Source organism: Chitinophaga sp. MM2321 (assembly GCF_964033635.1).
Classification (GTDB): Bacteria; Bacteroidota; Bacteroidia; order Chitinophagales; family Chitinophagaceae; genus Chitinophaga.
In genome coordinates this window covers 834,393-848,962 of sequence record NZ_OZ035533.1, presented here as the reverse complement: position 1 = coordinate 848,962, position 14,570 = coordinate 834,393, and the positions used below count along the sequence as shown (strand labels likewise).

At 47.2% G+C, this 14,570-nt stretch carries 12 protein-coding genes; all 12 read left to right on the top strand.

Going from position 1 to position 14,570, the window contains the following annotated elements; all coding sequences use genetic code 11:
- Nucleotides 1-107: 107 nt before the first annotated feature.
- Complete coding sequence (locus ABQ275_RS03145; RefSeq protein ID WP_349316813.1) at nt 108-2,024, top strand: MFS transporter; 1,917 nt, start codon at nt 108-110, stop codon at nt 2,022-2,024.
- Nucleotides 1,996-2,961, top strand: a complete 966-nt coding sequence (locus ABQ275_RS03140; RefSeq protein ID WP_349316812.1) for an ROK family protein — start codon at nt 1,996-1,998, stop codon at nt 2,959-2,961. The genes ABQ275_RS03145 and ABQ275_RS03140 overlap by 29 nt, the downstream gene beginning before the upstream one ends.
- A gap of 12 nt (nt 2,962-2,973) precedes the next feature.
- On the top strand, nt 2,974-4,029 hold the full coding sequence (locus tag ABQ275_RS03135) for a N(4)-(beta-N-acetylglucosaminyl)-L-asparaginase (protein WP_349316811.1): 1,056 nt from the start codon (nt 2,974-2,976) through the stop codon (nt 4,027-4,029).
- 21 nt (nt 4,030-4,050) lie between these two features.
- Nucleotides 4,051-4,815, top strand: coding sequence for a copper homeostasis protein CutC (locus ABQ275_RS03130; protein ID WP_349316810.1), 765 nt, complete (start codon nt 4,051-4,053; stop codon nt 4,813-4,815).
- A gap of 110 nt (nt 4,816-4,925) precedes the next feature.
- Nucleotides 4,926-5,810 carry an alkaline phosphatase gene (locus tag ABQ275_RS03125; RefSeq protein ID WP_349316809.1) on the top strand — a complete coding sequence of 295 codons (885 nt, stop codon included), beginning with the start codon at nt 4,926-4,928 and terminating at the stop codon, nt 5,808-5,810.
- 65 nt (nt 5,811-5,875) lie between these two features.
- Nucleotides 5,876-6,643: an endonuclease/exonuclease/phosphatase family protein gene (locus tag ABQ275_RS03120; protein WP_349316808.1), complete on the top strand. Its 768-nt coding sequence runs from the start codon at nt 5,876-5,878 to the stop codon at nt 6,641-6,643.
- A gap of 47 nt (nt 6,644-6,690) precedes the next feature.
- Nucleotides 6,691-8,982, top strand: a complete 2,292-nt coding sequence (locus ABQ275_RS03115; RefSeq protein WP_349316807.1) for a family 20 glycosylhydrolase — start codon at nt 6,691-6,693, stop codon at nt 8,980-8,982.
- 174 nt (nt 8,983-9,156) lie between these two features.
- A complete protein-coding gene (gene nagB / locus ABQ275_RS03110) occupies nt 9,157-11,082 on the top strand; it encodes a glucosamine-6-phosphate deaminase (RefSeq protein ID WP_349316806.1) in 1,926 nt (641 codons plus the stop codon).
- Nucleotides 11,083-11,253: 171 nt separating this feature from the next.
- The gene (locus ABQ275_RS03105; protein ID WP_349316805.1) at nt 11,254-11,832 is read left to right on the top strand and encodes a hypothetical protein; all 579 of its coding nucleotides are present in this window, start codon (nt 11,254-11,256) and stop codon (nt 11,830-11,832) included.
- A 124-nt stretch (nt 11,833-11,956) separates the two neighbouring features.
- Nucleotides 11,957-12,778 (top strand): hypothetical protein, encoded by an 822-nt coding sequence (locus ABQ275_RS03100; RefSeq protein WP_349316804.1) that lies wholly within the window; start codon nt 11,957-11,959, stop codon nt 12,776-12,778.
- Between the two features lie 131 nt (nt 12,779-12,909).
- On the top strand, nt 12,910-13,791 hold the full coding sequence (locus tag ABQ275_RS03095) for an SAM-dependent methyltransferase (protein ID WP_349316803.1): 882 nt from the start codon (nt 12,910-12,912) through the stop codon (nt 13,789-13,791).
- Between the two features lie 74 nt (nt 13,792-13,865).
- On the top strand, nt 13,866-14,564 hold the full coding sequence (locus ABQ275_RS03090) for a type 1 glutamine amidotransferase (RefSeq protein WP_349316802.1): 699 nt from the start codon (nt 13,866-13,868) through the stop codon (nt 14,562-14,564).
- Nucleotides 14,565-14,570 lie beyond the last annotated feature (6 nt).

Genomic DNA, 14,570 nt, shown 5'->3' with positions numbered 1-14,570 from the left:
GATTTACCATCTAAAAAAAATACAATAGTTTCTCTAGTTTTTTAGAATTTCCTAAAAAAATAATTATACATTTATCCGGCAAAAATTCACTGTAACTTAACACGTATATGGCGCAGCAAACAAAGCAAAGCGCACAAAGTACACATCCGTCGTTCTTTGTGCTTATTTTGGTATTCTTTTTCTGGGGGTTTCTGGCTGCCTCAAACAGTATATTTATCCCATTTTGCAAATCTCATTTCAACCTTACCCAGCTTGAATCTCAGCTGATTGACTTCGCTTTTTACAGCGCCTACTTCATTGGCTCGCTGATCCTTTACCTGGCATCTGCCGCCAGGAAAGTGGATATCCTGAACAAAATCGGCTACAAAAAAGGCATTATATACGGCCTCCTCATCTCCGTAGTAGGATCTGCCATCATGATCCCCTGCGTTAATAAGGAAAAGATCGTTCCTATAAAAGAAACGATCACCGATATCAGTGGTTTCCAGGTAGAACAACAATTACAGACTTCAGACAGACAAGTGAAAATACGCCGGGAGAAAGACAAGGATACTTATTCACTGCTCATCAGCAACAACGACGCAGCGGAGAAGTATACCACCAACCCGCAACTGCTCTCCGAAATTCCGCTGGGCTTCACAAAAGACGACGAACATAAACAATATGCCGGCACCTTTACCAAAGCCAGCCTGGAGAAAATCATTACCGTACTGGATACTGATTATAAGCAAACCGTCACCTTCGGTTACTTTGCCCTCATCCTGATGGCACTGTTTATCGTAGCATTGGGGTTCTCCCTGCAACAAACAGCGGCCAACCCGTTTGCCATCCTGCTGGGTGACCCGGCTAAAGGCTCACACCGCCTCAATCTTGCCGGCGGAGTCAACTCCTTTGGTACTACCATCGGACCCATTATCGTGAGCATGCTGCTTTTCGGTAACATTAAAGGAGGCGATGTAAGTACAGACATCAGCAAGATCAACACCTTGTACTTCCTGCTCATCGGGCTGTTCCTCGTAGCTGCGGCGATCTTTGCATTTGTAAAGATGCCGGAAAGCCAGGACGATGAAAAATTTGAATCATCTCCGAAGGCCACCAAATCTATATTGGCCATCACGCTCATGTTTATCCTCATCCTGATGGGGCTGATCCTGAAATTTGAACTGCCGCTCTTTATTGCCGGTATCGTGGGTATTATCGGTATCCTCTTCTTTACTAAAACGGCTTCTGCCAGCAACAGTGAAGGATGGGGCGCCATGAGATATCCGCAGCTGACACTCGGCATGCTGGCCATATTTATATATGTAGGTGTGGAAGTAACCATCGCCAGTAACCTGGGGGCATTACTGAAACATCCCGGATTCCTCACGCCCAAAGGCCTGGCGGAATCTGAGCTGGATCCGTACGTATCCCTGTTCTGGGGTAGTATGATGATTGGCAGGTGGACCGGTGCTATCAGCGTATTCAATGTATCTAAATTAACCCGTCAGATCCTTTGTGTCATCGTTCCTTTTGTGGCATATGGGGTCATACTCGGTGCCAATGTGGTAAAAGGAAACGATGTGGCGCCACTGTATCCTTATGCTATCTGCATCGCCATACAGATCTTCGGTTTCTTTGCAGGCCAGGACAAACCCGCCAAAACCCTGATGATCTTTGGTTTACTTGGTGTGGGCAGTATATTGATCGGTTTGTTCACCAGCGGCGCATTGGCTACTTTTGCTTTCATCAGCGGTGGCTTATTCTGTTCCGTAATGTGGCCCAACATCTTCTCGTTGGCTATTGCCGGTTTAGGTAAATACACAGGTCAGGGTTCTGCTTTCCTGGTGATGATGATCCTGGGTGGTTCACTGATACCTCCTGTTCAGGGAGGCCTGGCAGATATTCCAAGCATCGGCATTCACGCCTCTTATATTATTCCGGCGCTTTGCTTTGCTTATCTTGCATTTTTCGCTTTCAGAGTTAAAAACATTTTAAAATCTCAAGGAATAGATTATGAGTCAGCAACTAGCGGTGGGCATTGATATTGGCGGTACGAACACTAAATTCGGTATTGTAGATAGAAGGGGCAATATCCTGTGTGATGGTCGTATGTTAACCAATAAGTACGAAGATGTTACCTGCTTCCTGGACGAGCTCCATCAGCGTTTGTCTGTATTGATTGAAGAAGTGGGTGGCATAGAAAATATAAAAGGTATTGGCGTAGGTGCACCTAATGGTAATTTTTATAATGGAAACATTGAATATGCCCCTAACCTGCGCTGGAAAGGTGTCATTCCATTGGCAGAACTGCTTGAAAAGAAGTTTGGTTTGCCAGCTGTATTAACCAACGATGCCAATGCTGCGGCTTTGGGAGAATTGATTTATGGCGCTGCCAGAGGCATGAAAGACTTTATCGTAATCACCCTGGGTACCGGTGTGGGCAGTGGTATTGTTGCCAACGGCCAGCTGATTTACGGACACGACGGTTTTGCCGGAGAACTGGGTCACTGTATTGTGATCCCCGGTGGCAGGTATCATGCCGGCACAGGCGCCCATGGCTCCCTGGAAGCATATGCTTCCGCTACCGGCGTTACTAATTCCGCACTGGAATTGCTGGCTACCCGCCCCGATGAAAAAAGCATGCTGCGCGATCATCCCAAAGAAGAGATCGATTCCAAGCTCATCTATGAAGCTGCCATGAAAGGCGATCCGCTCGCCATGGAAGTATATGAGTTTACCGGCAAGATCCTGGGAGAAGCCCTCGCCAATTTCGTGATGTTCTCCAGCCCGGAAGCAATTGTGCTCTTCGGTGGACTTACCAAAGCAGGATTCCTCATCATGAAACCTGTACGGGAGCATATGGAAAAGAATCTGCTCCCCATTTTCCAGAATAAAGTTAAATTGCTGTTCTCAGAACTGAAGGAAAGTGATGCCGCTATACTGGGCGCCAGCGCGCTGGCATGGGAAATGAAAGATTAGTAAAAAATTATTATGAAAGATAGAAGAAATTTCCTGAAAACAGCGGCCCTAAGTGCCGCTGTTTTCTCTTTAGACGGAGTAACGGGAACGCCTGCACGTTCACAAGGCAAAGGGGGTATTATCAAAGGTAAACCCATTGTTGTATCCACCTGGGACTTTGGCCGCGCGGCAAACGCCGCGGCCTGGGAGATCCTGAAAAAAGGCGGCCGTGCACTGGACGCCGTAGAAGCTGGTGTACGCGTACCCGAAGCAGATCCAAACAATCATACCGTAGGGTTCTCCGGTTACCCGGACCGCGATGGCCGTGTTACCCTGGATGCCTGCATCATGGATGAAATGGGCAACTGCGGATCGGTAGGTGCGCTGGAACATGTTACCCACGCCATTTCCGTAGCCCGTGCCGTCATGGAAAAAACACCGCATGTAATGCTGGTAGGTGATGGTGCGCTGCAATTCGCCCTGGCGAATGGATTCCAGAAAGAAAACCTCCTCACCCCGGAAGCGGAAAAGGCCTGGAAGGAATGGCTGAAAACATCAGAATACAAACCGGTCATCAACATAGAAAACAAATCATACGAACCTGCCAATGGCGCTACAGCTTTCAATCCGCTGACGTTGCCGGGCAATGTATACAATCACGATACCATCGGTATGGTAGCCATGGATGCTGCCGGCAACCTCTCCGGCGCCTGCACTACCAGCGGCATGGCATTCAAACTCCATGGCCGTGTAGGCGATTCCCCCATCATCGGGGCGGGCCTGTTTGTGGATAATGAATTCGGCGCCGCCACCAGTACTGGTGTTGGGGAAGAAGTGATCAGAATAGTGGGCAGTCACCTGGTAGTGGAATTGATGCGACAGGGTTACCCACCGGAAAAAGCCTGCAAGGAAGCGGTAGAACGGATCGTGAAAAGAAGTCCTTCCAAAGCAAAACAGCTCCAGGTAGGCTTCCTCGCCCTGAATAAAAAAGGACAACACGGCGCTTACTGCATCCAGAAAGGATTTAGCTACGCGGTTTGTACCAGCGACACCAGTAATATTTTAATTGATGGTAAACATCATTTTTAATGACTGATTAAAAAATATACAATGTCTTTTACCCTCGAAATATGTGCAGCCTCCGTCGCTTCCTGCATAGCAGCGGAAGCTGGTGGGGCTAACCGCATTGAACTGTGCGATAATCTGCTGGAAGGTGGCACCACCCCCAGTTATGCCACCATTGCAGTGGCGCGTGAAAAAGTAAAGATAGACCTCTACCCTATTATACGCCCGCGTGGTGGCGACTTCCTCTACTCCGACCTGGAATTTGACATCATGAAAAAGGATGTGGAAATCTGCAAACAACTGGGCTGTAATGGCGTAGTGATTGGCATCCTCACCGCCGACGGGCGCGTGGACAAACACCGGTGTAAAGAACTGGTTACCCTGGCATGGCCCATGGGTGTTACCTTTCACCGGGCATTTGACATGACCGATAACCCCTTTGAAGCACTGGAAGATATTATCGATATAGGTTGTGAACGCATTCTAACCTCCGGTGCGCACAATACAGCAGTGGAAGGAGCTTCCCTCCTGAAAGACCTGGTAGGGAGAGCAGACAACCGCATCATCATTATGGCAGGTGCAGGCGTGCGTGCAGCCAACATCGCTACACTGGTTAAAACAACCGGCGTACAGGAATTTCATACTTCAGCCAAAGCATATGAAGAAAGCCATATGGTGTACCGCAATCCGAATGTCAGTATGGGCGGCATTCCCGGCGTACCGGAATATGGTATCTCTGTAACACAAAAAGAAGAAGTATTATTAATTCGTGAAAAGGCAGAAAAAGCTTTGCAGGAAATGAAACAGTAACCTATATTAGTCCTGGTTATCGTCCCTGTCAGCTTATGTGGTAAATTCCCTGTAATGCCTTGTAAAGTGCGAAAACCTGAAATCTTACAGCTTATAAAAGTGAACAACGAATGAAAAAACTGATTATCGCAACAGGACTGCTGCTGGGCGGATATTTCGCGCAGGCGCAGGTCAAAGGGGTAAAGCATGTGATTTTAATTGGTATGGACGGATTTGGCGCTTATTGTTTCCCGAAAGTGGACAATCCCAACATGAAACAAATGATGGCAGACGGCGCCTGGACTTTACAGGCACGCAGTGTGCTGCCTTCTTCCAGCGCAGTGAACTGGGCTTCGATGGTGATGGGTGCGGGTCCGGAAGTACACGGCTATACGGAGTGGGACAGCAAAACGCCTGAACTGCCTTCCCGCGAACTGGACCAGTATGGCATGTTCCCGTCTATTTACACCCTGCTCCGTGAGCAGAAACCCAAGTCGGAAATAGGCGTTATTTATAGTTGGAATGGTATTGGTTATCTGTTCCCCAAAGCAGCGGTAAATAAAGACCTGGGGACGCATGATAACGACAGTTTAGCCACCGAGGCCTCTATTGCATACATAAAAGAAAAGAAACCCGATTTCCTGTTCATTCATTTTGATGAGCCGGATGGTGTAGGTCATAATATCGGGCATAATATTCAACCCTACTTCGACCAGGTGCATAAGAATGATGTTTTACTCGGTAAAATATTACAGTCAGTGAAAGACGCCGGCATGTGGGACAATACCATTATCCTGCTCACCGCAGATCATGGTGGTATCAACAAAGGTCATGGTGGTAAAACCATGCAGGAAATGCAGATCCCGTGGATCATCCGTGGGCCCGGTGTGCAGAAGAACAAGGAAATAAAGGCAAGTGTTGTTACGTACGATACAGCTGCTACTATCGCATGGATCTTTGGACTCAAAACCCCGCAGGTTTGGACCGGAAGACCAGTGAAGGAAGCATTTAAATAATAGGAGGATTAACGGATTTGAATACCGACAGCAGAAAATCCGTCAATCCATAAATATTTTATGCTATGAAAAGAATGTTGCTCATTACCGTGGTATGTTTTAGCGGGTTCTCACTGTTTGCGCAAATGCAAAAAATAAAGGTGCTGACTTACAATATCCATCACGGTGAAAACATGAAAGGAGAGCTTGACCTGCAAGGAATTGCTAATGTCATACTGGCTACCAACCCCGATCTCGTGGCATTACAGGAAGTAGACAGCGTAACGCAACGCACGAAGAAATCAGATCAGCTCAAAGAACTGGCTGCACTCACGGGCATGTATACTTACTTTGCAAAGGCCATGGATTTTGATGGCGGCGGCTATGGTACCGGCATCCTTTCCCGCTTTCCCATTTCAAGCGGTATCACCCTGCCACTGCCCACCAGCAAAGGCATTGAACCCAGAGCAGCAGGCATTATCATGGTAAAACTACCGGGCGACAGTTTAATGCAGTTTGCAACCGCACACCTGGATGCAGAGGAGCATGCAACAGACCGGATCACTGAAGCAGGCACGCTGGTGGAATATTTCAGGCAAACACAAACACCCACCATCCTTGCCGGTGACTTCAACGCGATTCCTTCTTCCAAAGAAATAACCATCCTGAAACAGGTATTCACTGATGCTACGATGTTGATGGGGCCTACCTTCCCCGCTGATACACCCCGGGTAAAACTGGACTATATCATGATCCATCCCAGGCACCGCTGGAGTATTACCGCCACCAGGATCATCGAAGAAGCTGTGGCTTCCGATCACAGACCTGTATTGTGTGAGTTCGAGTTAAAATAAAAACAGATCACAGATCAAACTGATTTATCAATCAATAAAACGTGTCAATGAAAAAAGTATTCCATATCTGTTTACTACTGGCTGCCGCCGGGCTGTGGAGCTGTACTGACTCCCACCATGCGAACGCACCGAAAGGCCAGGTAAGCATTATTCCTATGCCGGCAAGCGTAACTGAAAAAGCAGATTCCTTTTTGCTGGATAAACAAACCATTATCGTGGCCGCTAATGAAGCCGATAAACAAACCGCTTCCCTGTTCAATACCTGGCTGAAAGAACTCACCGGTTATGAACTGGCTATCAAAGAAGCTGGAGATAAAAATGCCATCGTGCTGCATACCGGTAATGACACTACTAACGCAGAAGGCTATACGCTGAATGTGGATAACAGCGGCGTTGTGATCAATGGCAACAGCGGCAGTGGCACCTTCTACGGTATACAGACGCTGATCCAGCTGCTGCCCGTACAAAAGGCGAACGCTATATATATTCCCGGTGTAAGCATTACAGATGCACCCCGCTTTGCATACCGTGGTCTCCACCTGGATGTGGGCCGTCACTTTTTCCCGGTAGAATTTATCAAGAAGTATATTGATCTGCTGGCCATGCATAAGATGAATACTTTTCACTGGCATTTAACGGAAGACCAGGGCTGGCGGATTGAAATAAAGAAATACCCCCGCCTGCAGGAAGTGGCTTCCAAACGCAGGGAAACCATGGCAGGCCGTTATGACGACAACAAATATGATGGCAAACCTTACGGTGGCTACTATACGCAGGAACAGGTGAAAGAAGTGGTAAAATATGCCACGGAACGTTTTGTTACCGTTATCCCTGAAATAGAAATGCCGGGTCACTCACTGGCAGCTCTCACAGCTTACCCATACCTGGGCTGCACCGGTGGCCCATATGAAGTAGGCACCCGCTGGGGTGTATACGATGATGTATATTGCGCAGGTAACGACAGCGTATATACGTTTTTACAGGATGTACTGGATGAAGTACTGGAATTATTCCCCGGTAAATACATTCACATCGGTGGGGATGAATGCCCTAAAGTGCGTTGGGAAAAATGTCCCAAATGCCAGGCACGTATGAAACAGGAAGGACTGAAAGATGCACATGCCCTGCAAAGTTATTTCATTCACCGCATGGAGAAATACCTGAACAGCAAAGGCCGTCAGATCATTGGCTGGGACGAGATCCTGGAAGGCGGACTGGCGCCTAACGCCACCGTCATGAGCTGGAGAGGCATTGATGGCGGTATTGCAGCAGCTAAACAAAAACACGATGTGATCATGACACCGGGCAACTTCTGCTACTTTGATCACTACCAGTCACAGGGCCACAATGAACCACTGGCCATTGGCGGCTTCACTCCGGTGAGTAAAGTATATGCCTACGAGCCAATACCTTCAGAGCTGAACAAGGACGAAGCTAAATACATCAAAGGTGCGCAGGCCAACGTATGGACAGAATACATCAACAACACTGATTATCTCGAGTACATGGTATACCCCCGTGCTTCCGCACTTGCAGAAGTATTGTGGTCCCCGGCTGATAAACGTAACTATGATAATTTCCTGGATAGGCTGAAAGTACATGTAAAACGGCTGGACCTGAAAAAGGTAAATTATGCCAAGCATGTATTTGAAGTAACCGCGAAAGTAGCAGACAACGGGAAAGGCGGCGTAGAAGTGAAACTGGACAGCAAACTGGATGGTGGTAAAATATTTTACACAACAGACAGCACCGCGCCTGCTCCGAATGGTACGCCTTATACCACACCGGTACAGATCGAAAAAACCAGTACCCTCCGTGCACAGGTATTCCTGAACGACAAGCCTTTTGGCAATGAATACAACCAGCATTTCCTGTTCCATAAAGGACTGGGTAAAAAAGTGGCGTTGACAGCAGCACCGGACAAAAGCTATGATCCGGGCAGCTCCTTCGCCCTGGTAAATGGTATTGAAGGCATCGTGAGCCACAACGATAATCAGTGGTTTGGTTACAACGGCACCAACATGGAAGCTGTGGTAGACCTGGATAGTATACAGGACATCCGGCTGGTAGGTATGAATACCCTCAGTGCCAAAAACAACTGGATCTATCCGCCAAAACAGGTTACCTTCTCGGTTTCTGACGATGGCAACACCTTTAAAGAAGTGTACAAACAAACATCATTTGCGCAAAACGGTATCATCCAGGTACGTGGTAAACTGCAAAATGTACGTGGCCGTTATGTAAAAATGAATGCGCAGAATAACGGGAAAATCCCGGCAGGCGACAAAGGCGCCGGCAATAGCGCATGGTTGTTTGCCGATGAATTTATTATAGAATAGACACTGTTTTTCTGATGTTGAAAGATGAAAATTGAAGCATGATTTACCTTCTTCTTTTCAACATTAAAAAATCACCATATTTTAAATACGGGCTAAATATTAGCAGACATTAGCAGTATTTTGTTTAATTTTCCGGCTCGTTTTTAAACCGCATCTAATTAAAAAAGTTTACAAATGACGATTAATCATCAGGAAATCGAATTGATTGACAGCTTTGAACAAATTGCTGTGGATATCCATCCCTCTGCCAAAGAAGCTTCCAGGGCTATTGCCCAGGAAATTGCCGCGCTGATACGCGAACGGCAGGCTGCCAATCAACCATGCATTTTAGGAATGGCTACAGGTTCCACTCCTAAATATCTCTACGCCGAATTGGTTCGCCTCCATAAAGAGGAAGGACTGAGTTTTAAAAACGTGATTACCTTCAACCTGGATGAGTACTACCCGATAGAGCCGGATGCTTTACAGAGCTATAACCGCTTTATGAAAGAACACCTGTTCAATCATATCGATATCCCCGAAGGACAGTACTTTATCCCGGACGGAACGATTCCAAAAGACCAGATCAAACAATACTGTGCAGCGTATGACAAGCGCATTGAAGCTGCCGGTGGTATTGACATCCAGGTGTTGGGTATCGGCAACAACGGCCACATTGGTTTTAACGAACCAGGTGCTAACATCAACTCACATACCCGTCTCGTTACATTAGATAACAGCACCAGGCTGGCTAATGCATACGAGTTCCCGAATATGAGTCAGGTGCCGCGGTTGGCGATCACAATGGGACTGAGTACCATCTTCAAGGCTAAACGCGTATTGCTGATGGCCTGGGGTTCTCACAAAGCCAAAATAGTATGCCGCTCTGTAGAAGGACACAGCACCGACCAGGTGCCTGCTTCCCTGCTGCAACAGCATCCTAACTGCAAATTCATCATCGATGAACAGGCTTCTGCCGAACTGACCCGTTTCAAGGAACCATGGCTCACCGGCGACTGCGAATGGACACCTGGTCTGATCCGCAAAGCGGTAACCAGCCTCGCACTGAAACTGGGCAAGCCTATCCTGATGCTCACCGACAAGGACTATAACGAAAACGGGTTGAACGACCTGATCGTACAATATGGTTCTGCCTACGAGCTCAATATCAAAGAATTCAACAGCATCCGCGATACCATCACCGGCTGGCCTGGCGGCAAACCCGGTCCTCAGTTGCCGAATCATCCTGAGCGTTCCGAACCCGCTAAAAAACGCGTGCTGATCTTTTCTCCACACCCTGATGATGATATCATCTCCATGGGTGGTACTTTCATCCGCCTGCACGAGCAGGGTCATGATGTACACGTAGCTTACCAGACATCCGGTAACATTGCTGTTACAGATGAATTCCTGCTGCGTTTCATCGACTTCGCCGTAGGATTTGAAGGGATGTTTGATATCGACAGAAGCAAAAGCTCCCAGATCCTGGATGATGCCAGAGCTTTTATCAATGTAAAAAAACCAAGTCAGAAAGATACTTCCGAGATCCGCGCTATCAAAGGGCTGATCCGCCGTTGCGAAGCTAAAGCTACCTGCCGTTACGTAGGCATTGCTGAAGAAAATGCACACTTCATGAACCTCCCTTTCTATGAAACCGGTCTGGTGGAAAAGAAACCAATGGGTGAAGAAGATATACAACTGACGGTAGACCTGCTGCGTAAACTGAAACCACAACAGATTTATTGCGCCGGTGACCTCGCCGATCCGCATGGTACCCACAAAGTATGCCTGGACGTGATCTTTGCTGCACTCGACAGACTGAAACACGAAGAGTGGATGAAAGACTGCTGGGTATGGCTGTACAAAGGTGCATGGCAGGAATGGGATATCCACGAAATCGAAATGGCCGTGGCGATGAGTCCCGACCAGGTAATGCAGAAACGACTGGGTATCTTCATCCACCAGAGTCAAAAAGATGTGGTGCCTTTCCAGGGTACCGATCTCCGCGAATTCTGGCAGCGTGCAGAAGACCGCAACGCCAACACAGCTAACCTGTATGACCAGCTGGGATTACAGAAATATGCCGCGATGGAAGCGTTTGTTCGTTATCATTTTATGTAAGCCAATAATTAATATTTAGGGATTTTTTGATTTACGAATGTAGGAATTTGAAATACAGCAGATATATAAGCATATATGGTTATCTCCGCTGCATTTCAAATTCCTACATTCGTAAATCAAAAAATCCCTAAATATTTTCTACATTGCAGCTGAAAATAGAAAAAGCCATCAATGGAAAACGATATCCTCATTGACTTTAGGTTTGTGGCCAAAGAGAAGCCCAGGTTCGGAGAACTATTTTTGATCACAGGAGAAGAGCATCCTAAATTTCCACCCAGGAACAAAGCATTTGAACAACTAGCCCCGTTGGGTTTTGAACAACTCGACGATTTTTTTGGCATCCTGAATGGAGAAGAAGAAGGCGACGACGTACTGATATGGCTTTTCCCCATGATCAATGGGGAAGAAGTATTTCATAACAGCGGTCCGTTCGACTCTATCCGGCTGTCTTACAGCGCCCTTCGCAATGCACCCGTAAACATTTCCCTGCTCAATGACTGCTTCAATACCTTGAAAGATATGCCCGATGTGGAAGTCTTTTTTGAAGAGAACAGGATTGCAGCATTTGATCCCGTTCAGAAAAAAGCAGATGAAATTATAGCCCACTGGCGCGCTAACAAGATAGAACCCGGTTCTGATCAGAGTCTGCTTATTGAAGAAGAAGAAGACTGGGAAGAAGAGGATGAAGATTGGGAAGAAACAGGTGAATGGGAGGAAGATGAAGAAACCGGAGAAGACAAAGAAAAATAACTGATCATTCATACAAAGCAGGCTTACCGCCTGCTTTTTTTATCGCTGTACGATCATAATCCTCTGCCTTTAATTCGTTATTTTCAATAACTTACAGCCTGTGTTACAATTATTTATGTGATTTATGAAGAAGATATTTTATTTGGCACTGGCTGTAATACTGGTATCCTGTAACCAGAAAGGAAAAAAGAGCGGGTTTGGTATCGAAGAAGATACAGGCAACACCACCACCCCAAAAACTGTTACAAAAAAACCTGCCGCTACACCACCAATCATCGGTGAAAGGGTTACTCCCGGCGCAGTGATCCGCAATAATCCTGATGGCGATCCACTGGTTTCCCTGCTGGATTATGTACCCGTTCATTGTGCATCGCTGAAAAAAGGATGGTATCCTGTCAGCCTGGATATTGATATAACCAAAGAAGAATACAGCAAACCCATTTTCAGCAAGGGTCGCAAAATAAAAGTCAATGGCGTCGCCGCCGGTCAGCTGGAACGTGATATGAAACTATCTGTAGCTACCAATGGCAAAAAGATGTGGGCTACCATAAACGGCTATACGGAGAAGAAAAATATCCGCACCGGTACCATTGTGGAAACGGCGCTGGTAAACTATCTCCGGCAACACAAAGGCCGCAGTGTTGAAGATATGCAGCCCTTCATCCATAACTTTCAACTGGAAGAAGAAACAACGCTGAAGCCTTATACCCTGTATTTCAACTACGAAAGCGGTATTGACGATCCCAGTCCGATGTACCGGCTGGCACTCGTTTGCCAGGGCAAGTCACTGATCGGTATCCTGCACACCCGGCCACTGGAGCTGACTGGCAGCACATCCAAAAAAATGCAACGCAACTTTACCATGCAATTCCTCAACGGCATAGATAAATCCCTGAAAGACGATTTCTGCTATAAATTCAACAAATTCATCACCTCCGTAGACTAAGGGGGTGATTTTCCCGTGATCAAAATGCAGTCGAATACCTATATTTGATTGCCAAATTAGCTAATTGCACCAACAGACGACCGCCATTACCCCAGGAGAATAGCAATAACCATTTCAACCATCTGTACTTTATGAGCAGGGCTCCCGCCACTAAATCAGGTACTTATATGGCCTTGTTCCGTGCCATCGAAACCAGCAAACCGGAAGAAGAACGTTTATTCAATGATCCGTTTGCCGCAGCATTCCTTTCAAAATACCACCGGACCCTCCTCGCTGGTTGCACCCTACCCTTTATCCGGAAGATCCTGTCCGCTTACATCCAGCTCCGATGGCCAGGCACACACACCGCTGCTGTTGCCAGAACAAAACTGATTGATGACATGATCATCAAAGCCGTACGGGAAGATGGTATCAACCAGGTCGTCATCCTCAGCGCCACTTTTGATACCCGCGCCCACCGCCTCAATATAGGCATGCCCGTAAACTTCGTGGAAGTAGATCACCCCAGCCTCCAATACTTCAAAAAACAAAAGCTGCACGAAATCCTTCACTCACCCGCCAAATTTGTGGATTATATAAAGCTGGACATGAACACGCAACGGCTGGCAGATGTATTCTCCTCCGTTATGCTGCACAACGGGATTAAAACATTGTTCCTATGGGAAGGACTCACCACCAATATGGAAGCACGGGAAGCTGAAAGCATCTTCAAATTTATAGGGAGCTTTCCTCCGGGCACACAGGTTATCTTTACCTATGCAGACAAAGCCGTACTGGAAAAACCCCATGCCTTCCGCGGCTTCTCCCGGGTAAACCGTACCCTGCGCCGTGCAGGCGAAAACTGGGACTATGGCCTTCATCCGACCGATATCACCGCGTTTATGCATAACCGTAATATGAAAGTTCTCTACGATGGCGGTGCAGATAAATACAGGGAAGAATATTTTAAAGAGAAAAGCAGGAACATGAAAGGATATGAATATTTCAGGGTCGTTAAAAGTGAATTAAAATAACACCGCCCCCGTAAATGGCTTATCATACTTCAGGAATGCAACGTATCTTCGGATAACCATTTACCATTCACACCATGCACATTCACTATTTCCAACATGTGCCTTTTGAAGGATTAGCTGCTATTGCCGACTGGATAAAACAGGAAGGACATACAAGCAGTGCTACCCGCTGGTATGAAGATCATCCTGATCATACACAGCTGGCAAATGCTGACTGGCTCATCATCATGGGTGGCAGCATGGGTGTATATGAGCAAGACAGGTATCCCTGGATGGAAACGGAAATAACACTCATCCGGGAAGCACTGGCACAACATAAAAAAATACTGGGCATCTGCCTCGGCGCACAACTGCTGGCCTATGCACTGGGTGCTAACGTGTACCCACATACGCAGCAGGAAATCGGCTGGTATCCTGTAGACTTTACCTTCCAGCACCTGGCAGCTCCCCTGGAACAGGCATTACCACACCGGCTCAATGCCTTTCATTTTCATGGCGATACCTTTGATGTTCCTCCCGGCGTTACCCGCTTTGCCGCTTCTGCTGCCTGTAGTAACCAGGCCTACATTTACGGCGACCGTGTCATCGGACTACAGTTTCATATGGAGCTCACCCCCGATACTCTCCGGGAAATGCTGGATCACGGCGCGGATACCATCAGCACCGGCGGACCTTTTATTCAAAGCCCGGATAAGATCCGGCAACACCTGAACCTTTTAACAGAAAACAAACAGGCCATGTTCCGTCTTCTCGACTTCATGGCTGCTGTATAAAAATAG